This window comes from Marinomonas polaris DSM 16579, assembly GCF_900129155.1.
Lineage (GTDB): Bacteria > Pseudomonadota > Gammaproteobacteria > Pseudomonadales > Marinomonadaceae > Marinomonas > Marinomonas polaris.
In genome coordinates this window covers 219074-244956 of the sequence record NZ_FQVF01000007.1, presented here as the reverse complement: position 1 = coordinate 244956, position 25883 = coordinate 219074, and the positions used below count along the sequence as shown (strand labels likewise).

The 25883-nt window shown below is 44.2% G+C and carries 22 protein-coding genes and 1 riboswitch; of the genes, 16 read left to right on the top strand and 6 right to left on the bottom strand.

What is annotated here, in order from left to right:
• Positions 1 to 47: 47 nt before the first annotated feature.
• Positions 48 to 2048 carry a transketolase gene (gene tkt / locus BUA59_RS09435; protein WP_072839457.1) on the bottom strand — a complete coding sequence of 667 codons (2001 nt, stop codon included), beginning with the start codon at positions 2046 to 2048 and terminating at the stop codon, positions 48 to 50.
• A gap of 383 nt (positions 2049 to 2431) precedes the next feature.
• Here tkt and metK point away from each other — a divergent pair, with 383 nt between their 5' ends.
• The 5 genes from metK to BUA59_RS09410 all read left to right on the top strand — a co-directional run bounded on the left by metK (position 2432) and on the right by BUA59_RS09410 (position 8170).
• Complete coding sequence (gene metK, locus BUA59_RS09430; RefSeq protein WP_072839456.1) at positions 2432 to 3595, top strand: methionine adenosyltransferase; 1164 nt, start codon at positions 2432 to 2434, stop codon at positions 3593 to 3595.
• Positions 3596 to 3712: 117 nt separating this feature from the next.
• On the top strand, positions 3713 to 4459 hold the full coding sequence (locus BUA59_RS09425) for a 16S rRNA (uracil(1498)-N(3))-methyltransferase (RefSeq protein WP_072839455.1): 747 nt from the start codon (positions 3713 to 3715) through the stop codon (positions 4457 to 4459).
• A gap of 100 nt (positions 4460 to 4559) precedes the next feature.
• A complete protein-coding gene (locus BUA59_RS09420) occupies positions 4560 to 6065 on the top strand; it encodes a TolC family outer membrane protein (protein ID WP_072839454.1) in 1506 nt (501 codons plus the stop codon).
• Positions 6066 to 6354: 289 nt separating this feature from the next.
• A complete protein-coding gene (gshB, locus tag BUA59_RS09415) occupies positions 6355 to 7302 on the top strand; it encodes a glutathione synthase (protein ID WP_072839453.1) in 948 nt (315 codons plus the stop codon).
• Between the two features lie 7 nt (positions 7303 to 7309).
• Positions 7310 to 8170, top strand: a complete 861-nt coding sequence (locus BUA59_RS09410) for an energy transducer TonB (RefSeq protein WP_072839452.1) — start codon at positions 7310 to 7312, stop codon at positions 8168 to 8170.
• Positions 8171 to 8265: 95 nt separating this feature from the next.
• Here the strand turns inward: BUA59_RS09410 and rpoH are convergent, their stop codons facing one another.
• The 4 genes from rpoH to ftsY all read right to left on the bottom strand — a co-directional run bounded on the left by rpoH (position 8266) and on the right by ftsY (position 12250).
• Positions 8266 to 9132, bottom strand: coding sequence for an RNA polymerase sigma factor RpoH (gene rpoH, locus BUA59_RS09405; protein ID WP_072839451.1), 867 nt, complete (start codon positions 9130 to 9132; stop codon positions 8266 to 8268).
• Between the two features lie 130 nt (positions 9133 to 9262).
• Complete coding sequence (gene ftsX / locus BUA59_RS09400) at positions 9263 to 10270, bottom strand: permease-like cell division protein FtsX (protein WP_072839450.1); 1008 nt, start codon at positions 10268 to 10270, stop codon at positions 9263 to 9265.
• Positions 10271 to 10942, bottom strand: a complete 672-nt coding sequence (gene ftsE, locus BUA59_RS09395) for a cell division ATP-binding protein FtsE (RefSeq protein WP_072839449.1) — start codon at positions 10940 to 10942, stop codon at positions 10271 to 10273.
• Between the two features lie 78 nt (positions 10943 to 11020).
• Complete coding sequence (gene ftsY, locus BUA59_RS09390; RefSeq protein WP_072839448.1) at positions 11021 to 12250, bottom strand: signal recognition particle-docking protein FtsY; 1230 nt, start codon at positions 12248 to 12250, stop codon at positions 11021 to 11023.
• 172 nt (positions 12251 to 12422) lie between these two features.
• Here ftsY and BUA59_RS09385 point away from each other — a divergent pair, with 172 nt between their 5' ends.
• From BUA59_RS09385 to BUA59_RS09375, 3 genes are all read left to right on the top strand, one after another.
• A complete protein-coding gene (locus BUA59_RS09385; RefSeq protein WP_072839447.1) occupies positions 12423 to 13739 on the top strand; it encodes a peptidase M16 family protein in 1317 nt (438 codons plus the stop codon).
• Positions 13736 to 14338: a 16S rRNA (guanine(966)-N(2))-methyltransferase RsmD gene (gene rsmD, locus BUA59_RS09380; RefSeq protein WP_072839446.1), complete on the top strand. Its 603-nt coding sequence runs from the start codon at positions 13736 to 13738 to the stop codon at positions 14336 to 14338. Before BUA59_RS09385 ends, rsmD begins: the two co-directional genes overlap by 4 nt.
• A 218-nt stretch (positions 14339 to 14556) precedes the next feature.
• Positions 14557 to 16443, top strand: coding sequence for a methyl-accepting chemotaxis protein (locus BUA59_RS09375; RefSeq protein WP_072839445.1), 1887 nt, complete (start codon positions 14557 to 14559; stop codon positions 16441 to 16443).
• On the opposite strand, the gene BUA59_RS23825 is transcribed toward BUA59_RS09375, so the two are convergent.
• Entirely contained in the window at positions 16440 to 16607 is a 168-nt protein-coding gene (locus tag BUA59_RS23825) for a hypothetical protein (RefSeq protein ID WP_175550757.1), read from the bottom strand. The two genes, BUA59_RS09375 and BUA59_RS23825, sit on opposite strands and share 4 nt — an antisense overlap.
• A 77-nt stretch (positions 16608 to 16684) precedes the next feature.
• Between BUA59_RS23825 and metX the strand changes: the two genes are divergently transcribed.
• The 8 genes from metX to BUA59_RS09335 all read left to right on the top strand — a co-directional run bounded on the left by metX (position 16685) and on the right by BUA59_RS09335 (position 25879).
• Positions 16685 to 17842, top strand: a complete 1158-nt coding sequence (metX, locus tag BUA59_RS09370) for a homoserine O-succinyltransferase MetX (protein WP_072839444.1) — start codon at positions 16685 to 16687, stop codon at positions 17840 to 17842.
• Positions 17842 to 18432 carry a methionine biosynthesis protein MetW gene (gene metW, locus BUA59_RS09365; protein WP_072839443.1) on the top strand — a complete coding sequence of 197 codons (591 nt, stop codon included), beginning with the start codon at positions 17842 to 17844 and terminating at the stop codon, positions 18430 to 18432. The genes metX and metW overlap by 1 nt, the downstream gene beginning before the upstream one ends.
• A gap of 84 nt (positions 18433 to 18516) precedes the next feature.
• Positions 18517 to 19140, top strand: coding sequence for an RdgB/HAM1 family non-canonical purine NTP pyrophosphatase (gene rdgB / locus BUA59_RS09360; RefSeq protein ID WP_072839442.1), 624 nt, complete (start codon positions 18517 to 18519; stop codon positions 19138 to 19140).
• The gene (gene hemW, locus BUA59_RS09355) at positions 19137 to 20306 is read left to right on the top strand and encodes a radical SAM family heme chaperone HemW (RefSeq protein WP_072839441.1); all 1170 of its coding nucleotides are present in this window, start codon (positions 19137 to 19139) and stop codon (positions 20304 to 20306) included. The genes rdgB and hemW overlap by 4 nt, the downstream gene beginning before the upstream one ends.
• Positions 20307 to 20783: 477 nt before the next feature.
• Entirely contained in the window at positions 20784 to 22373 is a 1590-nt protein-coding gene (locus tag BUA59_RS09350; protein ID WP_072839440.1) for a BCCT family transporter, read from the top strand.
• Positions 22374 to 22479: 106 nt separating this feature from the next.
• Positions 22480 to 22675: riboswitch (yybP-ykoY riboswitch) on the top strand.
• Positions 22676 to 22681: 6 nt separating this feature from the next.
• Entirely contained in the window at positions 22682 to 23248 is a 567-nt protein-coding gene (locus tag BUA59_RS09345) for a TMEM165/GDT1 family protein (protein WP_072839439.1), read from the top strand.
• 57 nt (positions 23249 to 23305) lie between these two features.
• Positions 23306 to 25162, top strand: a complete 1857-nt coding sequence (locus BUA59_RS09340) for a putative nucleotidyltransferase substrate binding domain-containing protein (protein WP_072839438.1) — start codon at positions 23306 to 23308, stop codon at positions 25160 to 25162.
• Positions 25163 to 25879 carry a 3'-5' exonuclease gene (locus tag BUA59_RS09335; protein WP_072839437.1) on the top strand — a complete coding sequence of 239 codons (717 nt, stop codon included), beginning with the start codon at positions 25163 to 25165 and terminating at the stop codon, positions 25877 to 25879. It abuts the gene before it with no gap.
• Positions 25880 to 25883 lie beyond the last annotated feature (4 nt).

Here is a 25883-nt window from a genome sequence, read left to right as displayed (position 1 = left end):
AAAAGAGGCATACAAACGTACACCTCTTTTCTTATCAAGCAATGAGATTACGCGGCTAGAATTCTCTCAGCAGTCGCAACTACATTGTCTACTGTAAAGCCAAAGTATTTCAGCAGATCGCCACCAGGAGCAGACTCACCAAAAGTCGTCATACCCACCATAGCGCCTTCGAAACCAACGTACTTGTACCAGTAATCCGTGTGAGCAGCTTCAATAGCAACACGCTTAGTCACACTGCTTGGCAATACAGACTCTTTGTAAGCAGCATCTTGTGCATCAAATGTATTTGTTGATGGCATAGATACCACACGAACGTTCTTACCTTTCGCCGTTAGCGCTTCAGCAGAATCCATCGCTAGGCCTACTTCAGAACCGGTTGCGATCAAGATAAGGTCTGGCGTACCAGCACAGTCCTTAAGGATATAGGCGCCTTTCGCAACATTTGCCAATTGCTCGGCATCACGTGACTGTGCTGGCAAACCTTGACGAGAGAAAACCAATGACGTTGGACCATCACGGCGTTCGATACCGGCCTTCCAAGCAACTGCAGTTTCTGCTGCATCACATGGGCGCCACACAGACATGTTTGGTGTCATGCGCAAGTTAGCCAATTGCTCAACTGGTTGATGAGTTGGACCGTCTTCACCTTGGCCAATAGAATCATGCGTGTAAACAAATACGTTTTGAATGCCCATCAAAGCAGACATACGAACCGCATTACGCGCGTATTCCATAAACATCATAAAAGTCGCACCGTAGTTAATAAAACCACCATGCAAAGAAGCACCGTTCATGATGCCGCTCATACCAAATTCACGAACGCCGTAGTAAATGTAGTTACCCGCTGGATCGTCTTGAATACCTTTAGAGCCAGACCATAACGTCAAGTTAGAACCTGCAAGATCCGCAGAACCGCCTAGTAATTCTGGCAACATAGCGCCGAAGAAACCAATCGCATTCTGTGACGCTTTACGGCTGGCAATGTTCTCGCCTTTGTCTTGGCTTTCTTGAATGAAAGCTTGTGCTTTGGCTTCAAAATCCGCAGGCAATTCGCCCTTAATCACACGACGTTCAAATTCTGCTGCCAATTCAGGGTAAGCCGCTTTATACGCTTCGAACTGGGCATTCCACTGAGTTTCACGAGCAGAACCCGCTTCTTTCGCATCCCAGCCAGAGTAAACATCAGCAGGAATTTCAAAAGGAGCATAAGGCCAACCTAGAAATTCACGAGCAGCAGCAACTTCAGCTTCACCTAGTGGTGAACCATGGCTATCGTGACTGCCAGATTTGTTCGGTGAACCAAAACCAATAATCGTCTTGCAACAAATCAAGGTTGGTTTAGTTGTTTCAGCTTTTGCTGCTTCAATTGCCGCTTTTATCGCTTCAGGATCATGTCCATCTACGTCAGCGATTACATGCCAGCCGTAAGCTTCAAAACGCTGTGGTGTATTATCAGTAAACCAGCCTTCAACATGACCATCGATAGAAATACCGTTGTCATCCCAAAAAGCGACCAATTTACCTAGACCTAAAGTACCAGCTAGAGAAGACGCTTCGTGAGAAATACCTTCCATCAAGCAGCCATCGCCAAGGAAGCAGTAAGTGTTGTGATCAACGATGCTATGACCTTCACGGTTAAACTGTGCTGCTAGAGTTTTCTCAGCAATCGCCATACCTACCGCATTACTGATACCTGCGCCCAATGGACCAGTTGTGGTTTCTACGCCATCGGTGTAACCGTATTCTGGATGACCTGGAGTTTTAGAATGAAGCTGACGGAATTGTTTTAGCTCTTCAATTGGCAATTTATAACCAGACAAATGCAATAAAGAATAAATCAGCATAGAGCCATGGCCGTTTGACAACACAAAGCGGTCGCGATCAACCCATTTTGAGTTATTTGGGTTGTGCTTTAGAAAGTCATTCCATAGCACTTCAGCGATATCCGCCATACCCATTGGCGCACCTGGATGGCCTGAGTTAGCTTTTTGTACGGCATCCATACTCAATGCACGTATGGCGTTAGCAAGTTGTTTACGAGACGGCATGGTTATTCCACTCCTGATAGCTTAACGAACAAAATAGAAGAAACATTCTCTACAGGATAGAGCCACCTTGCAATGCTGGCACCACCGTGACGCCCAAACATTGGGCAAAGAAAATGAAAATACATAAAAATCTGCACCATCGTAACAAAAAAATCGCCCTTTGCCTCATTAAAATCCATAGATCGGGTTGATATTTAAACAGCTCTAGTCCATTATTCTTGCCACTAACAGCGTCGATTTGTTTCGGCTTGCGGACGCTATATAAATTCAGCTAAACAGAAGCAATATCACCTGTTTAGCTTTTTTGAATTATAAACATTGCTAAGCGGGTTTTTTTATACCTATTTAGCGCTTATCCATCATTTTTGATAGAGGCACTAAACATGTCAGAATATTCTTTATTTACTTCAGAATCCGTTTCTGAAGGTCATCCAGATAAAATCGCGGACCAAGTTTCCGACGCCATCCTTGATGCCATTTTGGCAGAAGACCCAGAAGCACGTGTTGCCTGCGAAACCCTTGTAAAAACAGGCATGGTTCTAGTTGCGGGTGAAGTTCGTACTAACGCATGGGTCGACATTGAAGAAATCGCTCGTGGCGTCATTCGTGAAATCGGCTACAACAGCTCAGACATGGGTTTCGACTGGGAATCTTGCGCGGTTATGAATGCTATTGGCAAACAATCTGCCGATATCGCAGTAGGTGTAGATGAAGCTGGCGAGCACGAACAAGGTGCTGGCGACCAAGGTTTAATGTTTGGTTTTGCCACTAACGAAACTGACGTATTAATGCCTGCCCCAATCACTTACGCACATCGTTTAGTTCAACGCCAAGCGGAAGTCCGTAAAAACGGCACACTGGATTTTCTTCGTCCAGACGCAAAAAGCCAAGTTACTTTCCGTTACGACGACAATGGCAAGCCATGCGCTATCGATGCGGTTGTTCTTTCTACTCAACACAGTGCGTCCATTAAACAAGCGGACCTTCGTGAAGCGGTAATGGAAGAGATCATTAAGCCAGTTCTTCCTGCTGAATGGTTATCAAAAGATACTAAATACTTCATCAACCCAACAGGCCAGTTCATCATTGGTGGCCCAGTTGGAGATTGTGGTCTAACTGGCCGTAAAATTATCGTTGATACATACGGCGGCATGGCGCGTCACGGTGGTGGCGCTTTCTCTGGTAAAGATCCATCCAAGGTTGACCGTTCTGCTGCATACGCTGGTCGTTATGTAGCGAAGAATATCGTTGCTGCAGGTCTTGCGGATAAGTGTGAGATTCAAATCTCTTACGCCATCGGTGTTGCTGAGCCAACGTCAATCAGTATTAATACCTTCGGTACCGGTAAAGTAAGCGACGCTGTAATTTCACAACTCGTTCGTGAACACTTTGAATTACGACCAGCAGGCTTGATCAAGATGCTAGATCTAAAACGCCCGATTTACCTTCCAACAGCGGCTTACGGCCACTTTGGTCGTGAAGGTGAAAACTTCACTTGGGAAAAAACAGACAAAGCGGACGCATTACGCAAAGCTGCCGGTTTATAATTTCCTGATTTTCCGTTATAAAGCCTTCTTCTGCCTTACTCTTTTATTAGATAAAATGTGCAGAGGAAGGCTTTTTTATTTCTATTTTTTAATACTCCCGAAAACATAAGGCAAAACATGCGTATTCCACGAATTTTTATCGATACAGAACTCAGCGAAAATAGCATCTTTGCCTTACCTGATTCGGCATTTCAGCATCTCTGCAAAGTACTGCGTTTAAAGTCAGGCCATCCTATTCGCGTGTTTAATGGCCAAGCGCTTAATGGTAAAGGTGGTCAATTTAACGCAACCCTGTGCGATGTTGAAAAACGCTCTGCTAATATTCACGTAGCAGACTTTGAAGCACTGGATAACGAATCCCCAATCCAAGTCACTATTGGGCAAACTCTATCTCGTGGCGAACGAATGGATTACGCCATTCAGAAATCCGTTGAAGCAGGCGTATTTGCTATCCAACCTCTTTTTAGCGAACGCTGTGAAGTGAAGCTGCAAGACAGCCGAGCTGAAAAACGCCAACAACATTGGCAGCAAGTTGCTATCAGTGCGGCAGAGCAATGCGGTCGAGGCGTCGTTCCTGTTGTATATCCACCTATAGAATTAAGTGAATGGGTGGAGAATTGTAACGAAATGTTAAAACTAACATTACATCACCACAGTGCAAAACCTATTCGTCAGTTCGAGCAACCGAGCAATAATCGCATTGCTTTATTGATCGGGCCAGAAGGAGGGCTCACCGAAAAAGAAGTCCAACTATCTGAAAAATCAGGATTTAATGCTATCACTTTAGGTCCAAGAGTACTGAGAACAGAAACCGCACCTATTGTTGCGCTTAGTGTAATTAATGCTCTATGGGGCGATATCTAACCTATTCTTTGATAAAGCCCTAACTAACAGAATCGCTACATATTAAGGCTATGAATGCCTTTACCATTCAAGCAGGACTTAATAAAGGACATATGATCACATGTTTAATCGAATAGTTTTGACTTGCACGGTTTATATAGGAGCAGCCTTCCTACCAGCAATAGCGCATGCAATCACTCTCGAAGAAGCGACATATACGGCAATAGAAAACAATCCTGCTGTAAGACAAGCTGTCGCAAAATATCGAGAGTCCAAAGAAAATGCAGATATTGCTCGTCGTTCCGGCTACTACCCAAGCGTGGATCTCTCCGCTGGCATAGGCCGTGAAACAACCTACGCAGACAATAGCAACCCGGACGATATTGATCTTACTCGTCGCGAACTGAAACTTGCGCTGAATCAGCCCCTATTTAACGGATTCTCAACAAAAAATGAAGTCGAACGCTTAAACAGCGAGGCCGAAGCCGATCGTTGGAGCGCACTGATTTCTGTTGAAAATACTGCACTAGAAGTGGCTCAGGTCTATGCTAACATTTTACGCTACAGAGAACTTGTCGGCCTTGCAGAACTGAACTTAAAAACCCATGAGCGCATTTATGGGCAAATTAAATTAAAAAGTGACTCAGGTATTGGACGTCAATCGGATCTTAGCCAAATAACCGCACGCCTCGCTAAAGCCCATGCAAATCACTTTGCTGCAATTAACAATCTCCAAGATGCCGAAAGCAACTACAAAAATATTGTCGGAGAAATGCCGCCGAAAGACTTAATCTATCCGATGCCAGATAAAGACTTGATACCAAAAAATCTTGATTCGGCGATTAATGAATCATTGAAGAAGAATCCAGCAATCGAAGGTGCACGATGGGACGTTGCAGCAACAGAAAGCGCTCAAAAAATTACCGATGCAGACAAGTACCCAACGATTAGTTTTGGCTTAGAGCGCACATGGAACAACAATATAGATGGCGATAGAGGACCAAGCGAAGACTTATTAGCCATGGTGCGATTGAACTATAACCTTTACAGCGGCGGCACACACAAACGCAAACAAGAAGTTGCCGTTCAACAGAACCTCCAAGCTTCTGAAATACGCCGTAACACAATAAGAGATACTGAACTCACTGTGCGATTAGCTTGGGCAGCGTTTGAAGCAACCACAGGTCAAAAGGAGCAAATTCGTGAATATGTCATTGCGACAAAAGAATCACAAATTGCTTATGAAAAACAATTTCGCTTAGGCCGCCGTACTCTACTGGATGTATTAGATAGCGAGAACGAACTATTTCAAGCTCGCCAAGATTATGTCAATGCGGACTACGATGAACTTTTCTCAGAATTTCGTTTATTTAATGCTAAAGGTGAGCTCATGCGCGCGTTCCGTATTTATCGCCCGCAGCTCCTTGGTTTTAATGACGAATTTGATAAAACAAAAACACCTCCAACCCCAGAGCCTAGCGCAACAGAAGAACTGAAAGCCGCAGAAAGTACGGTGAAAGTTGATGATGCTCCCCAGTCACCTGAAGCTCCACCTGTGGATGACTCGAAGAAAGCACAAGAAAGTGAGTTATTCTTAGACGCTAATGGAAACTCTGGAAACTGGTAGATAGAGAATATTCTTCTCCTAAAAAGCAGAATCATTGATAAAACGTACTATTTTTACGACCAATGATTCTGCTTTTTAATGACCAAAATATAAGACATTGAATACACAGAATTACAGACTCATTTTTCTATACAGTCCGCTCATTGTCATATTCTTACTCATCAAAGCAACTATCTGAAAATCATGGGTGTTTTTTCTTCTCAGCGCCCCCATATTTCTATAGCATCAACACCTATTAACAGATTAAACAAAGCACTAAAACGTTGCTTTCGCTTTTAGGAACCGCCTTATGACTATCAAACTCGGCATTGTTATGGACCCAATTTCGTCCATAAACTACAAAAAAGACACTTCTCTCGCCATGCTATGGGCTGCCGCAGAAAAAGGCTGGCAACTTATTTATATGGAACAAAAAGACCTGTTTCTAGACAATGGCAAAGCCTACGCTATGACTCGTCCATTAAACGTTTATAAAGATCCTGCGCACTTTTACGATCTTGGTGAAGAAACGAAAATGGCAATGGGTGATATGGATGTGATCTTAATGCGCAAAGATCCGCCATTTGATAGCGAATTCGTCTACAGCACTATGATTTTAGAGCAAGCAGAAAGAGATGGTGCACTTGTAGTCAACGACCCTAAAAGTTTACGCGACTGCAACGAAAAACTCTTCGCCACTCAGTTTCCACACTGCTGTCCACCAGTCTTAGTGACTCGACGTGCAGACTTACTAAGAAGCTTCCACAAAGAACATGGCGACGTTATCTTCAAGCCTTTAGACGGTATGGGTGGCAGTTCGATTTTCCGCATCAAACCGGATGACTCAAACATCAGCGTGATTATTGAAACCCTAACAAACATGGGCGTAGAGCAGATCATGGCACAAAAATTCATCCCAGAAATCAAAGACGGCGATAAGCGTATTTTGGTAGTTAATGGTGAACCTGTGCCGTTTGCACTAGCACGCATTCCGGCATCAGGTGAAACCCGTGGCAACTTAGCTGCAGGCGGGCGAGGTGAAGGCCGACCTTTAACAGATCGCGATCGCTGGATTTGCGAGCAAGTGATTCCATCATTGAAAGAAAAGAACTTAATGTTTGTTGGTTTAGACGTCATCGGTGATTACCTCACTGAAATCAATGTCACCAGCCCAACATGCGTTCGTGAATTAGATACACAATTCGATCTAAATATCGCTATGATTTTAATAGAAGCCATAGAAAAACGTCTTCAGTAATATTTACATGCGAGTAACAGATAAATTTTCTATCGCGCTTTTCATCGCCATTAGCTTTCATGTGCTAATGGTGATGATTATTGGCTTCGATTTCGAGCTTCCCTCTCCCAAGCCTAAAACGCTAGAGGTGACGCTCGTTCAGCATACGACAAAAGCACCAGCCGAGGCTGACTTTATTGCTCAAGCCAACCAACAAGCCAGTGGGACAGAATTACGCAAGCAAAAACTCACCACCACAGAAAATGCACGTTTTTTATCTGATACCATCCAAGAAATATCGCCTCCCGTCCAGCCTCAACTTGCCTCTGCCGAACCTATTGACGAACCAAGTCTGCTGGCAACCAGAAACCAAGAAGCTGTCTTTGAGATCATCAATGAATCTGAAAATGAGCCTAAAACGCTAGAAGAAAAGTTTCGTGGCGAAACCCAAATTCCAAGCCATATATCAAACGATATAGCGACCCTAGAAGCCTTGCTAGATCAACAGCGCCAAGCATACGCCAAACGTCCAAGAATTCGCCGTCTGACCTCAGTCTCTGCCAAAGCAGCTGTTGATGCGCAATACTTAGATGACTGGCGACGCCGAATTGAGCGCATAGGTAATATTCACTATCCAGAAGAAGCAAAACGTAACCATCTTTATGGTGAACTACGTCTAGCCGTTATTATACAGCCGAACGGTTATGTCGATGATATTGAAGTACTGCACTCCTCTGGTATCAGAGTGCTCGATGATGCCGCCATGCGTATTGTCCGTCTGGCAGAACCTTTTCAAGTATTTCCTAGTGAGCTAAAGAAAGAAGTGGATAAGCTGGAAATCATTCGAACATGGCGATTTGTACCTGGCAATCAACTACAAAGCCAGTAAACGCATAAAGCCAGATAGTATAAAAATCATTAGACATAAAAAAGCCCTCACTTCACTTGGAGGGCTTTTTATTTTTTACCTGCTAAGCGTAACAATCAGTCAAACTGACCATCACCCATTGCAAGTCGAATTTTCTTCATTGCATTCTTTTCAAGCTGTCGGATACGCTCAGCAGAAACGCCATATTCATCAGCCAATTCATGCAAGGTAGATTTTGCATCAGACAACCAACGTTGCACTAGAATATTTCGGCTACGCTCATCAAGATCAGCCATAGCAACTTCTAGACGCTGATTGGAGTCTTCTTCCCAGTTACCATTTTCAAGCAAGGTTGCAGGATCTGAGCGATGGTCTTCTAGATATTGAGATGGCGCTTGAAAAGCACTGTCATCATCGTCGTCTGCAGAAGCATCAAACGCCATATCAGAAGAACTTAATCGCCCTTCCATTTGACGAACCACTTCTGGTGTCACACCTAAATCACTAGCAACCGACTCTACTTCTGAATTGCTGAACCAAGACAAGGTCTTTTTCGCGCTACGCAAATTAAAGAACATTTTACGTTGTGCTTTTGTCGTAGCTACTTTAACAATGCGCCAGTTTTTCAGAATAAATTCATGAATCTCGGCTTTAATCCAATGCACAGCAAAGGAAACAAGGCGAACACCGACTTCTGGGTTAAAGCGCTTAACCGCTTTCATCAAGCCAACGTTGCCTTCTTGAATAAGGTCGCCTTGAGCTAAACCATATCCAGAGTAACTTTTCGCAATATGTACAACAAATCTTAAGTGCGACATAACCAAGGTACGCGCAGCTTCAAGGTCTTCTTGATAATAAAGACGTTCCGCCAACGCTTTTTCTTCGTCTGCGGTTAAAATCGGAATTCTGCTGACGGCTTGTATGTAAGACTCTAGGTTCTGACCAGGAATCATCATATCCGTAGGCTGGAGAGCTTTACCCATCTCTATTTCCACCTTTCTAATTGTTCATACAGTGTATGACAAAATACTAACAAGTAAATTCTGCTTGTGTGTGACATAAATGTGAATAAACCATGGCTATTATCTTAGTAGTGATATTAGCCTTTCATTGTCACTGCAGTTCAATAGTTGTGATATGTCGGTTAACGGCAATCCATGCGCCAAACACACCAACAAATGCACTGATAGTTAAACATAAAACAATTTCATCCGCATTAAAAGTCTGCAGTTGAAAACCGCTTTGATAGAGATCAATCAATCGTTCTGCTGGAGCACTTACCCACCAGCTAAGCACGAGAATACAAAGGCTGGCGAAAAAACCACCAAGTACGCCGAACCAAAACCCCATGTACAAAAATGGTCGGCGAATATAAGCATCGGTTGCACCAACCAACTTCATAACCAACACTTCATCACGACGGCTTTCTACCGCCATGCGAATGGTATTGCCAACAATCAACAGCACAGCAACGACCAACAAAACCGACAAAGCATAGACAAATCGCTGCCCAAAACTCAGTATATTCGCAAGACGCTGTAACCATTGTGCATCAAGTTCTGCATAATCCACTTCTTTTTGTGCCGCTAGCTGGTCTCGTAAAGCTTGCAAACTCGATAGCGTCGTAATATCTACCGCTTGTTTAGGAATAACTCTCAGTACAATCGGTAAAGGGTTCTCAGGCAAAGCAGACATAATTTGTTCATAGCCACTGGAACGCTCAAAATATCGAAGCCCTTCTTCCTTAGAAATATATTCCACTGACGCTACATCCGCTTGCGCAGAAAGGCGATGTGACAAGGCAAGAGCTTGCGTGTCTTCTAAATTAGGGAAAAGATACAAGGTAATGACCGACTGCTGCTCCCATTGATCTGTGACAGATTGCACATTTTTCAGCAAAACATACAAACCACCTGGCAGAGACAAAGCTATTGCAATTACCATCACCGTCATAATACTAGCCAATGGATAATTCACTAGCCGCATAAAGCTTTCGGTTAAGGTCGTTTGATGCTGACGAAAATATTTACTCGGACTAAAAGACGTTCGCGTCGGCCAATTATGTTTGGTTGCTTTAATCGACTCTCTAGTCGCACCGCGTTGATTCGGCTTCTGTGCCATTTAGCCAAACCCTCCATCATTCACCATTCGACCCTGATTTAAAGTCAAAACACGATGACGCATACGCGCAACCAGCGCTAAGTCATGACTAGCAACCAAGACGGTTACACCAACACGATTAAACTCTTGGAATAAATTCATGATTTCAGCTGACAATTTGGGATCTAAATTACCCGTTGGTTCATCGGCTAACAACAATTGTGGTTTATTCACCACAGCTCGCGCAATACCAACACGCTGTTGCTCACCACCAGATAACGCCATTGGATTGTATTTTTCTTTATCCAACAACCCAACTTTATCCAACGCAGCACGCACTCGCTTGGCAATTTGTTGAGGATCCGCTCCGCTCACCAACAATGGCAAGGCAACATTATGGAAAACACTTCGATCTAATAACAACTGATGATTCTGGAACACGACGCCAACGCGACGTCTATGATGAGGAATCGCTCGGCGGCTCAACGTACGCAAATCAACACCATCGACCAAAATTTGGCCCGAGGTTTGGCGCTCGATCATCATCATGAGTTTCATCAAGGTACTTTTACCCGCACCAGAATGCCCAGTAAGAAAAGCCATTTCACCTTGCTGCAAATGAAAACTCACCTGCGACAATGCTTCTTGTCCACTCTCGTACTTTTTACCCACTCGTTGAAATTCGATTTCCACGCTAATCCAGCATCCTTAAATTAGAAAGAAGAAAGGTCTAATCACCACTTATTCGCTATTAAACTATTCAATATCAAGCTATTCACTATCAAATAAGGCGTCTACAAATTCTTTAGCAACAAATGGACGTAAATCATCTGCTTGTTCACCTACACCAATATAACGTATAGGAATGCCGAACTGTTTGGCGATGGCGAAAATAATACCGCCTTTTGCGGTTCCATCCAGCTTAGTTAGTGTGATACCGCTCACGCCAACCGCTTCGGAAAACAGCTTAGCCTGACTGATAGCATTTTGACCAGTACCAGCATCCAAAACCAACATAACTTCATGTGGCGCGTTTTCATCTAGCTTTTTCATTACACGAACGACTTTAGACAGTTCGTTCATCAAATTCGCTTTGTTTTGTAGACGACCAGCGGTATCTGCAATAACGATATCGACGCCTTTAGCTTTGGCAGACTCAATCGCATCATAGATAACCGACGCCGAATCAGCGCCAGTGTGCTGAGCAACAACAGGAACATTATTACGCTCGCCCCATACTTGAAGCTGCTCAACCGCAGCTGCACGAAAGGTGTCACCTGCCGCCAACATAACACTTTTACCTTCGGCCTGATATTTTTTGGCTAACTTACCAATGGTTGTCGTCTTACCAACACCATTCACGCCTACCATTAGAATCACAAAAGGACCGTCTTTACTGACTGGCTCAAGTACTTGCTGAGACTGGCTAAGAATACCTTCCATGTCGGCTTTTAAATGATTTAACAATGTAGCCGAATCTTTTAGTTCTTTGCGGTTTAGCTTGTCGGTTAGCGCACTAATCAAGGTTTGTGTAGCATCGATACCAACATCCGCCATCAGCAACTGAGTCTCTAGCTCTTCCAGCAGATTATCATCCACTTTTTTATGACTGCCGATAACAGAAGACAAACCGTTGCCTAAACCGCTGCGAGTGCGAGACAAACCAGATTTAAAACGCTGAGACCAAGATAACGTAGGCTGCACAGGGTCACTTGGCGTTTCTTCTACTGCTTGTGCTTTAGTGCTTATCGCCACGTCATCTGCAAGTTGCTCGTCAGAAGCCAAAGCTTCCGCTGAGGCTATTTCATCCTGAACTGAATCGGGCGTATCTATATCCTTTTTCTTAGCTGCTGCAATATCTGCATTCATTTTGTTCACAAAACGACGGCGAACAACGAAAGCGATAATGGCTAAAAGTGTTCCAATCGCAATAGGAACATAACGTGCATATTCACCAAGATACGGTGTAAAAAAAGCAATAATTTGATTAACAACTTCCATTAAATCAGTCTCTTTATTTTGACTGATGCGATAAACATCAGTGAAATGCTATGATTAGACACAGCGCCACATACATGGACACTTAAAAACGGTTATTTTAACATCATTCTGGCTCGCAAACAGGCTTAGTTTTAGCCAAAATATTCTTAACAAGCACCACTCAAGGTTCATTATGTCCGACGATAGCAAACCTCTATTTAGCCGACCCGTTCTGGCGGCGGTCATGTTGTTCTGTACTCTGGCTATTTGGCTGTTAAATTTAACCGCTCCGAGCAGTAAATTACCCACACCTCAAATTGAGAAATGGACAACCACGTCAGGTATTCCTGTGGTCTGGTTAAAACAAGCAGAATGGCAAGATAGCAACAAATTGGAGCTTCGCTTTTCATTTCGCTCGGTCACCACCAACATAACATTGATCCAAACCACGCTGGCCATGTTAATGAGCGACTCATTACCGCTTAGTACTGCTTCAATTAACCAAAGACTCGCACCTTTAGCTGCCAGCGCAGACAGCTATTATGATCATGAAAATCAAACCATTGGTTTAACACTGAGTAATGAGCCAAAATATCTGACCCCTACACTTTCCTTGGCAACCAATTGGCTTAGACAACCCGATTTCAAACCTCGCACTTTCGATGCTTGGCAAACCCAACACCAAGCAAATCCACCCGTCCAACATGAGCTCGAAAATGTTTTATTTTTCGATAAGGCTAATGATCAAAACAACGACACCATAACTACCGTCTCTTTAAAACAAGTTTCCGACTATTACCAGAGCTTAAAATCGTCTGCTGCTACTATTTTTATCGTGGGCGAGATGTCACCAGAAACTAAGCAAGCAGTCAAAAATGCAATCAATACCATCAGCCAAGACTATCGACTTTCAAACGCTTCCGCCGAGGCTATTCATTACGAGTCCATCAGCTCAACCATTCAACAAAATGAAGGCGAGCTTTGGCAAACTCGCAGCGCCATTGCATTAATGCCAGTGTCTTCAATCAAAGAGTGGATCAGTTTGCAAATTTGGGGCGCTGACTTGGTTTCTACGCTCAACCAGCAACAACATATTGATTTTGTTCAGCTCGCTTTTACGCTTTCACCGCAGCGCCCTTGGGCATGGTGGAGTATCCAATACGCTAACAGCATAACAGAAACAGTAAGCGAACCTAGCCACGATGCCAGTCGCTTCGTTAACGCTAAAAGCCTTGTGTTTGTAGAACAAGTTCCTTCAGTAAACGACAGCAAAGCCTTTGGCATTCTACTGGATAATTTCAAGCAACAACTCGAACAGCAAACGCTATCACCAACATGGTGGAGCTATATTGCCACACAAGTCACCCATGAAGATGGCGCGCTCACGGTGGAGCAATTCGCCGAAGGCTACAAAGATGCCATCGACAGCTTCACCATAGAAGATTATCAAACGGCTCTACAACACCTATTAAAACCATCGTCCTATCAAGAGATTCAGGTTTACCAATGAAGAAAAAAGCTCTAAGTAACGTCTCGAATAAAAGCAAAGCGAAGGCATCGAGACTTCGTATCATCGCCGGTGAATGGCGCTCTCGCCAACTGCCGATTCCAGATATTGAAGGCTTACGTCCAACGCCAGACAGAGTACGAGAAACCTTATTCAATTGGATCAATGCCTATATTCCAGGTGCTGTTTGTGGTGACCTGTTTTGTGGCTCAGGTGCACTTGGGTTAGAAGCGTTATCACGCGGCGCAAAGCACATGACTTTTGTCGATAACTCACGCGTAGTGTCACAACAAATGACAGCAAACTTAGCAACGCTAGGCGCAACGGACAGTGCTAATGTGATTGCTCAAAACGCGGCCGTCTTTCTTGATACGGTCACGCCACATGCCATGGATATTGTGTTTCTAGACCCGCCATTTCGCAAAGGCTGGTTAGCACAAATTATCCCTTTGCTTGAAAAAGGCTGGCTCGCAGATCGTGCGCTTGTTTATATCGAAATGGAAAAAGAAGCCGATCTACCTGCACTACCAAGCCACTGGTCTTTGTTAAAAGAAAAAGTCGCTGGCCAATTGGTTTATCGATTATTTGAAGTGTCTAAATAATTTAGTATCCAAGCCCTATCCAAAATAGGGCTTTCTGATCCACCGGTACAAACATCGCACCAAAAATAAGCAAAACAATATTTCCCCTCCTATAATGTCTTAATCAAAACAAGCTATATCAGCCATTTTGATTTGAGCACGATACTTGCATAACCTAATAGAATATGTGCCATTAATGAGCACTTCACTTAAACATTGCCTCGCGATGGAAGGTACCTATGCTGTCAAACCTATCCTTTAAGACCAAACTGTTCATACTTCTAATCACTGCGATTACGGGGTTAATTATCGTCACTGCTGTGGCCATGACAGGGCTCTCATCCCAACAAAGCGCCAACAATGAGCTGAGAAACCTCTCAAAGATTCAAGCATCAAATGATCAGCTGAGCATTCACATGCTTGAGATAGCTGATAGCCTGCGCTCCATTTCTGTAGAAAATTACCAAGACTACATTGCAAGCGCGAAAGAACAAATTGCACAGAACGCCAACATCATCGCTACAAATATTGAAAAAGCTCATAGCCAAAACTTGAAGCAAACTCTCGAAGAAAACCTAGTAGAACTCAACGACTATAGCCAAGCACTCATCACGCTGATCGAAAAACGCTATATTATTGGTTTCGATTCCTCTTCAGGTTTACGCGGTAGCGTAGATCAAATGGGGACAGAAATAAGCGAAGACATCCAAAAGCTTAGCTTATTAAAACGAGAGTTCACCAATGTGCGTAAAGCTGAGGCTGGCTATTTATCAGATCCAACCGAAAGCAATCTAGAAGAGTTCACCTCCAGCTTCGACCGCTTCGATAACCGAATTGAAAACTTTGGTTTTCAAGACACTCACGGTGTAAAAGCCAACGCTTACCGCGATGCCATTCTGCAATACGGTAAGGAATACACATCGCTTAGTGAGATCGAAAGCACCTTTACTACGCAAAAAAACCAATTCACAGAAAGTCAGCTTAAAGCAAGTCAACTGATTGAAGATAAGATCCAACAAGCAGAAACCAGTGCAGAAGAGAGCTCAACTCAAGCCAACGCCACCCTATTGGCCGTCAGTATCGCCGTGATTCTAGTCGCTGCCCTTCTTATGCTTGCCATTGGCCGCAGCGTCAACAGCACATTACAAAACATCATCACTGACCTTAATAAAGTCAAAAAAGGCGACATGTCTTCAAAAGCGTCTGTTAACACCAAACGCAATGATGAATTCGATCAATTGAGCCAATCCCTCAATGAAATGACTAGCGGCTTGGGTGACGTATTAAAAGATGTTGTTTCGACAACTGACAATGTCAGCACTATGTCCACTGATTTAAACAACACCATCAGCAGCATTGCCAGCAGTAACCACTTAGTCAACCAGCGTACACATTCATTGGCTTCTGCAACGGACGATATTTCTAGCCGTTTAACCGAATTGTCTAGCACCACAAATACGCTTCAAGCGCACTCCAATGAAACCTACCAATCCGCTAAATCTGGCGCGGATACGATTAAATTGGTGTTAAGCAGCATCACCGACACAGTGAATATTGTGAACATGACCAGTCAGCAACTTGATGAACTAGGCCGTTTATCCAAAAACATCGATAGTGTCATTGCCATGATTAATGACCTTGCTAGCCAAACCAACTTACTCGCGCTGAACGCCGCGATAGAAGCTGCTCGCGCTGGCGAAGCGGGACGCGGATTCTCTGTGGTCGCAGATGAAGTAAGAGCATTAGCAGAAAAAACCGTTGATGCCACTTCGAAAATCACGGACATAGTTAATACCATTCAGCAGTCGACTCAAACCGCAATTAGCACCATGGAAAGCGGACAAGACAACCTAAAAATCATCAGCGAAAATGGCAGCAAGGCCGAAGAAGCCATGCGCGACATAGAAAGCAACGCCATGACAGGATCGAAATCCACCGACTCAATGGCAAGCGCCATTCAAGATGTTGCTAGTACCGCCATTCAAATGAGCACCGAGATGGAAGAAATTGCTCAACAGTTAAACCAAGATACTCGCTCTATCGATATTTTGGCGGATAAAACTAAGCAGATTCAGAAAATTTCCGAGCAACTTGCCGTTAAAACTCAGGTATTTACTCTCGTTTAACAACTTACCGCTCTTCGGGTGTCACTAATAAGTAAGACGCTTCTGCCATCAGCTGATGGCAGAAGCGTCTTACTTTCAACTTCTAACTCCATACACAGATCGATGGCGGCATCCGCCTCTTGATGACACTGGGCACAAACGCTAGACTGTGTAACATCTTTCATCGATGAACTTTCCCACATTTCTTCACGGGAATTCGAGCACTTTCTTTAGGACTTTACTTTAGGATAAAAACAAACCTATGCCGGACGTCATTCCAGCCGACTCTGTTGGTATTGTTACGCCACAGATTGCGCAATTCGACACCCCGTTGGCGCTTTCCTGCGGACAGACCTTGTCATCGTACCAACTTATTTACGAGACTTATGGAACCCTGAATCAAAGCGCTTCCAACGCTATTTTAATTTGCCACGCGCTGAGCGGAGATCACCACGCTGCAGGTTATCATGCCATGTCGGATACCAAAACGGGCTGGTGGGATACGGCAATAGGACCTGGCAAAGCCATCGATACAGATAAGTTTTTTGTTATTGCACTCAATAACTTAGGCGGTTGCTGTGGTTCAACAGGACCGACCAGTATTAATCCAGAAACAGGACAGCGCTGGGAAGCTAGTTTCCCAATTGTCACAGTAGAAGATTGGGTCGAAAGCCAAGCGCGTTTAGCCGATTTATTGGGTATCCAAACCTTTGCAGCCATCGTCGGTGGCAGCCTTGGCGGCATGCAAGTACTTGAATGGAGCATTCGCTTCCCTACTCGCTTGAAATCTGCGGTGATTGTCGCGTCAGCTCCAAAACTATCCACCCAGAACATCGCCTTCAACGAAGTCGCACGTCAGTCTATTCGTCGTGATCCAGACTTTTTTGATGGCAACTACATAGACAACAACTCTGTGCCAACTAACGGCCTTGGTTTGGCGCGCATGCTGGGTCACATTACCTATCTTTCAGACGATGCAATGGGTGCTAAATTTGGTCGCCAGATGCGCCATGATAGCTACCAATACAATTACGGCATTGAGTTCGAAGTAGAAAGTTATTTACGTTATCAAGGCGAAGCCTTCACCAAACGTTTTGACGCCAACACCTACATGCTGATGACAAAGGCGCTGGATTATTTTGATCCCGCGTCACAAACCAATGGTGATCTTTCTGCCGTTCTAAGCCGCGCACAATGCGAGTTTTTATTGGTTTCCTTTACTACCGACTGGCGTTTCTCTCCAGAGCGCAGCGAAGAAATCGTCAACGCGCTCGTCAAAGCTGGCAAGCAGGTTTCTTATGCCAAGATCGAAGCCGCAGAAGGCCATGACGCCTTTTTGTTCCCAATCCCTCGCTACATGGCTGTGTTAAACACCTTTTTAACCCGGGTTGCCAATAGCCTTACAACGGAGGTCAAATAATGCGCTCTGATTTAGAAATGATCGATGAATGGGTTCAGCCCAATATTCGAGTGCTCGATTTGGCCTGTGGTCCCGGTGAGTTGCTTCACCATCTCATTCAAAACAAACAGGTGAAAGGCTATGGTTTGGAAATCGGCCCTGACGATTTAAATACCTGTATCGAAAAAGGCATTCCAGTTTTAGAGCAAAACATCGACGAAGGTTTGCAAAACTTCGATGACCAAAGTTTTGACTTAGTCTTGATGACCCATGCTTTGCAACAATTTCGTCGCCCAGATTTGTTGATCGATGAAATGCTGCGCATCGGCAAAGAATGCATTATCACTTTCCCGAACTTCGGACATTGGCGAAGCCGTTTGCATTTGGCGTTAAAAGGCAGAATGCCGGTATCCGATTTCTTACCATACAATTGGTACGACACACCGAACATTCACTTTTTCACCTTTCAAGATTTTGAGCGTTTATGTCGTGAAAAAGACATTAAAATCCTACGTTGGGCTGCCGTAGACGGCCAACTAAAAGACCATTGGTGGATTCGCTCTATGCCGAACTTATTCAGTGAAACGGCGATTTTCCACATCAGCCGTTAAACCACGGTCAGTAGCATAAATAGAACCATCAACAAGGCGGCGAATCAGCCGCCTTTGTTTTAAAAGTTTAAAAGAGGACAACCGATGACCAAAACCATCGTATTAGCCAGTAACAATGCTGGAAAAATCAAAGAATTCAATGCCTTACTGAGTGACATGGGCATTGATGTTAAACCGCAAAGCGAGTTTAACGTCGAAGAAGCCGAAGAAACGGGCTTGAGCTTTATTGAAAACGCCATTCTAAAAGCGCGCAATGCTTGTGCTCATACCGGCTTGCCTGCATTGGCCGATGATTCTGGTATTGAAGTGGATTATCTCGACGGTGCGCCGGGTATTTACTCTGCTCGCTTTGCCGGCGATCACGGCAACAATGAAGCGAACAACAAACTGCTGCTGGAAAAACTAGACGGCGTACCTGAACTAGAACGTACCGCTCGCTTCCATTGTGTATTGGCTTATATGCGCCACAAGGACGATCCAACACCACAAGTGTTTCATGGCGTATGGGAAGGTCGTATTTTGACATCTACGGAAGGCCAAGAAGGCTTTGGTTATGATCCCGTATTTTATGTACCGGAATGCGCTTGCAGTGCGGCTAGCCTACCAAAAGAAGTGAAGAACCAAATTAGCCATCGCGCCAAAGCTTTGAAACAGCTATTCGCATCCTTTCAACAATCCTCTTTTTCACAACTAGGTAAGCCATTTTGAGCACTCAGTTACCACCGCTAAGTTTGTATATTCATTTACCTTGGTGCGTGCGTAAGTGTCCTTATTGCGACTTCAATTCTCATCAAGCAGACCGTTTTGAAGCCAATGGCAAACTGCCAGAAGACGCCTATTTGGCACAGCTTCTGGCTGATCTAGACGCCGATTTACCTTATGTCGCTGGACGAGAAATCCAAACCGCTTTTATTGGCGGTGGTACGCCAAGCTTGATGAGCGAAAACTTCTATTATCGTTTAATGGATGCCCTGCGCGAAAAGCTAACGTGGGCAGACAATGCCGAAATCACCATGGAAGCCAATCCAGGAACGTTTGAACAAGAAAAGTTTCGCCACTTTCGTCAGGCTGGCATTAATCGTTTGTCCATCGGTATCCAAAGTTTCCAGCCAAACCTGTTGAAAACCCTAGGAAGAATCCACAACCGTGAGGAAGCGATACACGCTGTGGATAAGTCTAGAGCCGCTGGCTTTGACAATATCAACCTCGATTTAATGCATGGCTTACCAGATCAGAGCCTAGAAATGGCGCTAGAAGACTTGTCTCTTGCCATCGAACTGAACCCTGAGCACTTGTCTTGGTATCAACTGACTATCGAGCCAAATACTGAGTTTTATCGTCGTCCACCAACGCTACCCGAAGACAACACCTTGTGGGGAATTCAAGACGCAGGACAAGAGCTGTTGACCAAACATGGTTATGCTCAGTACGAAGTTTCGGCTAATTCAAAAGAGAACCGTCGCGCGGCACACAACCTTAATTATTGGCGTTTCGGCGATTACATAGGAATTGGCGCTGGCGCTCATGGCAAGATCACATTGGTTAATGGTCAAATATTTCGTACACGAAAGACTCGCCATCCAAATCATTACTTAAACAACCTACCTGAAGCCTTGGTCATCAAAGAGGCCATCGAGCAAGAAGACCTACCGCTTGAATTCATGATGAACCGTCTACGCTTGTTCGAAACCTTTGATTTAAAGGATTACGAGCGCTTCACTTATCAAAGCGTGCCAAGTTCTCTGGTCAAAGCCTGTGAAATAGCACTAAAACAGGGTCTATTAGATACCGATGAATGGAAGAATCAGCGCGTCAAAACCACCGAAAAAGGAAAATTATTCCTCAACGAATTGCTTGAATTATTCCTCCCGTAGCACGCCATTTTATTTACTATAATTTGACATCTAAGCATTTAGATGTAACTCTTATTAGGTTAAGAACAAAAAAGGCCATCTTTGATGGCCTTTTTTGTTCTATTAGCAACATACAAACTAGTGGCTTTTTTAACAAAAACTATCTTTTTAAACGAAAGAAATAGCCCATCGTTTCGTTCTATTTCAACAATTTACGGCGCTCTATCCTCTCGCTCTCTTTGTTACTGAGATGCTAGAAGACTTTTATCTCGTCAGCATAACTGCCAACACGAGATTAAGCATAAATTGTGAAAACAGAACAAAATACGTCGTATTAAGAACAATCTAATAATGAGAATTCTTTTAGGGTGAAGTAGCGGAATTGTGTAAAAAAAAGCTCATGTTGATTTTCGTTTAAAAAGATTTGCACAGACCTTTATAAGTTCAGTTATCCAACAAAGGTCTTGGGGAAGTTTTCACTAATTCAGGAGAATGTTTATGAGTAATAAAGTACCTGACAGTGGTCGGGCAGAATACAACACGTCATACAAAGTAGGACAAGATAACATTCAGTTTCTTGGCCTTGACGTATTAAACCCAGTGTTTAGTACAAGCGCGCTTATTATTTTTGCATTCATCATTGGCAGTATCTTATTCCCTGCTGATGCGAGTTCCATTTTATCAGGTGCAAAGAACTGGTCGATCAATAATTTTGATTGGTTCTTTATGGTTGCTGGTAATATTTTCGTACTCTTTTGTTTGCTACTGATTCTCCTTCCTCTAGGCAGAATCCGCCTTGGTGGTACCGAAGCAAGAGCAGAACACTCCACTATTACTTGGTTTTCAATGCTCTTCGCAGCGGGCATGGGTATTGGTTTAATGTTCTGGAGTGTTGCTGAACCTGTTGGTTATTACACAGGTTGGTATGGCACGCCATTTGATGTAGTCAAAAACACGCCTGAAGCTCGCGATCTAGCGATGGGCGCAACCATGTTCCATTGGGGACTTCATCCTTGGGCGATTTACGCGGTTGTTGGTCTATCTTTGGCATTCTTTGCATATAACAAAGGCTTGCCTCTTACTATTCGTTCTGCTTTTTACCCATTATTTGGTGAGAAAGTCTGGGGCGGAATTGGTCACGTAATTGACGTTATTTCAGTTATTGCGACTATCTTTGGTTTGGCAACATCGCTTGGCTTTGGCGCACTGCAAGCAACAAGTGGTCTTAACTTCCTGTTTGATATTCCAAATACGCTAACCACACAAATCTTTGTGATCTGTGGTGTAACAGCCGTTGCCATCATATCGGTAGCACGTGGCCTAGAAGGTGGTGTGAAACTGCTGTCTAACGTCAACATGATCATCGCGGCTGTATTGGCAATCTTCATCGTAGTCGTTGGTAACACTGGCGCTATCTTTGCTGCAATGGGTTCTTACTTGTTGAACTACGTTGAAAACATCATTCCATTAAGTAACTGGATTGGTCGTGACGATACTACCTTCTACCACGGTTGGACTGTGTTCTACTGGGCTTGGTGGATTTCTTGGTCACCATTTGTAGGTATGTTTATCGCTCGCGTTTCTCGTGGTCGTACTGTTCGTGAATTCCTAGTAGCAGTTCTATTAGTACCAACGGTTGTTTCTCTTGTATGGATGTCTATCTTTGGCGGATCAGCTTTAGATCAGTCTGCGAATGGCGTTGGTGCATTGGCAAACGGTATTACTGATTCTTCATTGGCTATGTTCCAAATGTTTGCGAGCTTACCGTTGACGTCTTTGATTTCCTTCATTGGTATCATTCTTGTATTGGTATTCTTTGTAACGTCTTCTGACTCAGGCTCTTTGGTTATCGATGGTATTACCGCTGGCGGTAAAACTGATGCACCAATGATTCAACGTGTTTTCTGGGCGGTTCTAGAAGGTATCATCGCGATTGCTTTACTTGTTGGTGGTGGTTCTGAAGCACTTGGTGCAATTCAAGCGGCTGCAATCACTATTGGCTTACCATTCACATTGCTCATGTTGATCATGTGTGTGAGCTTGTGGAAAGGTTTGCATAGCGATATGCATCTTTATAAAAAAGCATAGCGTTATAGCGACTTTATAGAGATTCATTGCTACTAAAAAACAACGCGAATGGCCGTAACTGGACGTTCGCGTTGTTTTCTTTTTGTAAATACTCTATTATCGGCGTCCTCTTAGGGGAGTAATCTTCTTTGCACTACACATATGTACCGCAAAGATTCTTTGTCAACATAATTGAGCCTCAAGCTCGTGGCAAAGAAGTCCTGATCCGATACAGTATCGACAGGGTTGATGAGACTTAAGACAATGACTTGGCTCAGGTGGGCTCAGGTTTGTTGTCTTTCGTTTATTGCCCACCTAGGACCTGTCAAATGGAAGCACTACTCACTTCTATCTCTACTGTTGCTCTTGCTGAAATGGGCGATAAAACCCAACTTTTAGCCTTATTCCTTGCTACTCGTTTCGCGTCTAAATCCTCTATTGTGCTTGGTATTCTTGCTGCGACATTGCTCAATCATGCGCTATCAGCATGGCTTGGCGTAGAAATCGCACAATGGATTCCAGAAAGTGCAATCAGTTGGATTGTTGGTCTAAGCTTTATCGCCGTAGGTTTATGGTTATTGATCCCAGATAAAGACGACAGTGAAGACAATAGTATGCTGAAGTATGGTGCGTTTGGTGCGACGTTTATTTTGTTTTTCCTTGCCGAAATTGGTGACAAAACTCAAATCGCAACCGTCTTATTAGGCGCTCACTATGGCAGTGTCTGGATGGTCTTGCTAGGCTCAACTATCGGTATGATGCTGGCGAACGTACCTGTTGTGTTTGCAGGTAACTGGATAATGGACAGAATCAATGCCGACCGCACACGTCAGCTTGCTTGTTTGCTTTTCCTCATTATGGGAATCGTGACAATAGCGGCGCCGCTGCTTAAATAAAGAGGCGGTTAACCAACCGGTTCGAAAAACTGCTTTTTAATAAACAGGAACAGAACAATGGATGTCGAATTAACCGAAATACTCGAAGCACTTTGTCAGCACGCGCCATTCAATGAGATTGCCGACGATCCGCAACTCAATGATATGACCAAAGAAATAGAGATTCAGTATGTTCGTGCTGGCGAGTGGGTTATCGCTCCAAGCGCACTGAACAATACCTTGTTCTTTATTCGCAGTGGTGCGATTGAAGTGCTTAGCAAAGAGGAAAAGTTAATTCGACGTATGAATGAAGGCGAGCTATTTGGCTACTTTTCTCTATTGCGAGGTGGCAAGTCTTCACAATCCATGCGAACCATCGAAGACAGCTTGCTGTATCGCATTCCGGCGCGCTGGTTTCTAAAGCTCTACGAAGAAAACGACAATTTTTCTGACTTCTTTGAACTCGCTCGCGAAGTGCGTTTGCGCGTTGCGATGGATTCACAAAACTCAGATGTATCGTTAATGACTTGTCCTGTTGTCAGCTTGTTGAGACGACCACCGATTAGCGCAGACATCAGCTCAGACATTCTGACTTCTGCGCAAATCATGGCGGAGCATCGTGTTTCAAGCTTGCTTATTACTGAAAATGACGAATTGATTGGCATTGTCACAGACCGAGATTTACGTACTCGTGCGGTTGCCAAAGGTCTTGCCTACAGCACCTCTATCGCAGATATAATGACCCGCGATCCCATTGTTATGGACAGCGGTGATTATGCATCTGAAGCCGTTTTAAAAATGATGGAGCGTAACGTTCACCATATTCCCATTGTCAAAAATGGTCGCCCTATCGGCGTGGTGAGCACCGGAGATATTATTCAAAAAGAAAGCCACGGCAGCGTCTATCTGATAAGCGATATTTATAAGCAAACCAGCATCGAAGGCTTGAAAAGTATCAGCCGCAAGATGACACATACGTTTACTCAGCTTGTGGTTGCAGATGCTAATACACAAATGATTGGTAACGCCATGTCCCACATAGGTACTGCCTTTGTGAAACGACTGCTGCAACTTGGTGAAGAGAAGTTCGGGCCACCACCTGTGCCATATTGTTTTATCGCGCTTGGTTCACAGGCAAGAGAAGAGCAAACCATTAAAACCGATCAAGATAATGCACTTGTCTTGAGTGACAAGTACGATAAAAAACTTCACGGCGAATATTTCGAAGCGCTGACAGATTGGGTTTGCCGTCATCTGGATGACTGCGGCTACACACTTTGTACTGGCGACATCATGGCATCCAATCCACGCTGGCGTCAGCCGCTAAGAGTTTGGAAAGAAAACTTCAGTGAGTGGATACAAAAACCCAAAGCCGAAGCTCTGCTACGACTGTCTATCTTCTTTGATTTACGCGGTATCTACGGCGATAAAACACTCGCCAAACAACTAAACCAACACATACGCCAAGAAGCTCTGCAGCACTCAGGCTTTCTAACCTTTATGGCGAGAAATGCCAATCAGCGTAAACCGCCATTGGGATTTTTTCGACAATTTGTTTTAGATGGCGAAGGTGAACAGTCACGCACTTTCAATCTCAAAGAGCGAGGAATCGCTCCGATTATCGATATCGTTCGTGTCCACGCCCTTGCCTGTGGCAGTGACAAACTCAACACTCTTGAGCGCATCGAAGACATTGAAGCGGCAGGATTATTACCGGAAGGCCGAGCTAAAGATCTTGCGCTGGCATTGGAAATGATAGGTATGGTGCGGATCAAACATCAGAAAGACCAGATCGAAGCAGGCGAAGAACCGAATAACCACGTTAACCCTGAGCACTTGTCGTCCTTTGAAAAACGCCATCTACGAGATGCTTTTCATATCGTTACTCGCCAACAGGAGTTCATTAAATTCCGTTACGCAGGGAAACGCAGCTAAATGGCAAAGTTATTATTGAAAAATAAATCCAAAGAAGGCATTCAAGATTGGCAAGCCATGTTTTCAGAATGGGCAGAAGAAGCGCCAGAAGGTCCTCTGAAACGCTATTATCAAGCGGGAATGATTGCACCGCAAACAGCATTGAAAGATACGCCGTTGCTGGCCTTGGATCTAGAAACCACAGGACTTGACTCAAGCCAAGATGAAATAATCAGCCTCGGTTTAATCCCCCTCAGCCACAAAACCATTCGTTGCCAAGGTGCGCAATATTGGATGGCAAAACCAGAACGGTCGCTGAATGCAGAATCTGTCACTATCCATGAAATCACCCATTCGGAATTGGCTGAAGCACCGCGACTTCATGCCATTTTGGATGAGATTTTACTGGCACTCACACATCAAGTCATCGTTGTGCATTGTGTTGCCATCGAGCGTCAGTTTTTACTCGAAGCGTCGATGAAAATATATGGTTTCCCACTGTATTTTCCCGTGCTCGACACCATGGATATTGAGCGCCAAGCGACCTTTAAACCTTGGTGGAAACGCTTTGGCAGACAGCCTTCTTTACGCTTAGACGCTTGCCGTCAACGCTATAAACTACCGCGCTATAAAGCACACCATGCACTCACCGACGCGTTGTCATCGGCCGAATTATTGCAAGCGCAAATTTCCTATCATATGGACCCAAACGCAGATATATCAAACTATTGGGTGTGATGCT